General features: G+C 66.7%; 1 protein-coding gene. It reads right to left on the bottom strand.

The window, feature by feature from the left end:
- The coding region (locus FFT21_RS28340) for an Ig-like domain-containing protein (protein WP_137816965.1) at positions 1–1,587 on the bottom strand (1,587 nt) is incomplete at its 3' end.
- Between the last annotated feature and the right edge of the window lie 133 nt (positions 1,588–1,720).

A 1,720-nucleotide genomic window follows, 5' to 3' on the forward strand; every position in this document is an offset into this window, starting at 1 on the left:
CCCACCGTCGAAGAACTGCACGGTGCCGGCCGGCTCACCAGCGCCCCCGCCGGTGCAGGTCACGGTCGCGGTCAGCGTCACCGCCTGGTTCGGCGCGGCCGGGTTCGGGCTGCCGTTCACCGACACGTTCGTCGCGAGCGGGCGGAAACTGACGAACATCGCGTCGATGGGCGGGGTACCGGCGGCCGGGACGCCGCTGGTGTTGCCGGGGAAGGTGCCGTAGAACGTCGTGCCGACGGCTTTGAGCTGCTGGTAGTCGCCGAGGATGCGCTGGCGGGGGTCGCCGTTGTCGGTGACCGGCGACTGGAACGACTGTAGCGCCGTGTCGTTGAATGTGGCGCCGTGATCGGTGCTGCGGGCGAAATGGGCGGTGAAGATCGGGAATCCGGCCTGAGTGTTTCCGTCGTAGGTGTCGTACAGCACGCCGATCGATCCGTCCGTGGATACCGCGACGGACGGCAGCGCCGCGTTCGTCGCGGTGGAGACGTTCGTCGCGGGGCCGACGTTGAGACCACCGCTTCCGTTGCTGGTGAGTCGCCGGATCTTGATCTGGTTACCGCCGGCGACGTCCTGGCCGTACACCACGTAGACGTCGCCGTTGGTCGGGTCGACCGCCGCGTGGTCAACGCCGCCGAGCAGCGCGTTCACCGTGCCGAATTTGTACCCGGGCGCCTGGTCGCTGGGCACCGTGTCCACGGTCAACCCGTCGGGGTTGCCGTTGAGGGTCCAGGTGGCCCCGCCGTCGGTTGAGCGGTTGAGTTTGTAGGTGACGGTCTTGGGCTGGGTCGCGCCCGTGGACTGTTCGTACAGCGCATAGATCGTGCCGTTGCTCGGGTCGGTGGCCAGGCGCAGACCGGGGTTGGTCGCGAGCGGGTTCTCGGTGCCAGCCTTGTTGTCGACGGTGAAGTTCGGCGGCTGGGCCCCGTAGGAGGCGGCCACCCGCGCGTCCGGGCTGCCGGCGAAGTCGTCGTAGGCGACGTAGACGTTGTCCTGGCTGGCGGTCGTCGGGTCCCGGTTCACCAGCAGCCAGGGCTGGTCGGCATTGGTGCGGTTGCCGCTGGTCAGCTGTGCCGGGTTGCCCCTCCATTGCCAGGCTGCCGCACTGGCCGGATTCGCCGTCGAGCCGCTGACAACCTGTGCGGCGTTGGTGTTGGGGTCAAAAGTGAGGAAAGTACCGTAGAGTGTGCCGTCGCGTCCGTAGTCGACCGTCTGGTCGCAGGGACACAAAGCGGTGCCGCCAATGCCGGGCGGGGTAGGGATAGTATTCTCCTCTGTCCAGGTGTGCCCGGCGTCGGTAGAATACAGCAGGTCGGCGGCGCCACTGTTCCACTTGTTGTTGAACCGGGTAATCACGATCTGGTTCGGGTTGGCCGGATTCACCGCGATGGACGGTTCGTTTCCGCCGGTACTACTCGCCGAGGCGGTCGCGTCGGTGAGCAGGAAACCCGCGGGAAGGGCCCGCTGGCTTGGCGCACGACGCGGGCCGCTGCCCGGGTAGATCGTCCGGTCGGGAGGGGCGCTCTTGACGGAATCCGGCCCTGTGGTGATGACCGTGTCAGTTCTTGCCGGCTGGCCGTAGGCAGGCAATGTCACCATGGAGCGTTATTCAGAGCCCTTACCAGCCAAGTCGGTAGAACTCCAGTGCGGTGACGATTCGGATGACATTCGGAAGCTCGGCGAGGCGCCCTCGAAAGCCGGTGGCAAGTATCTTCCAGTTCTT

Source organism: Gandjariella thermophila (assembly GCF_005405885.1).
Classification (GTDB): domain Bacteria; phylum Actinomycetota; class Actinomycetes; order Mycobacteriales; family Pseudonocardiaceae; genus Gandjariella; species Gandjariella thermophila.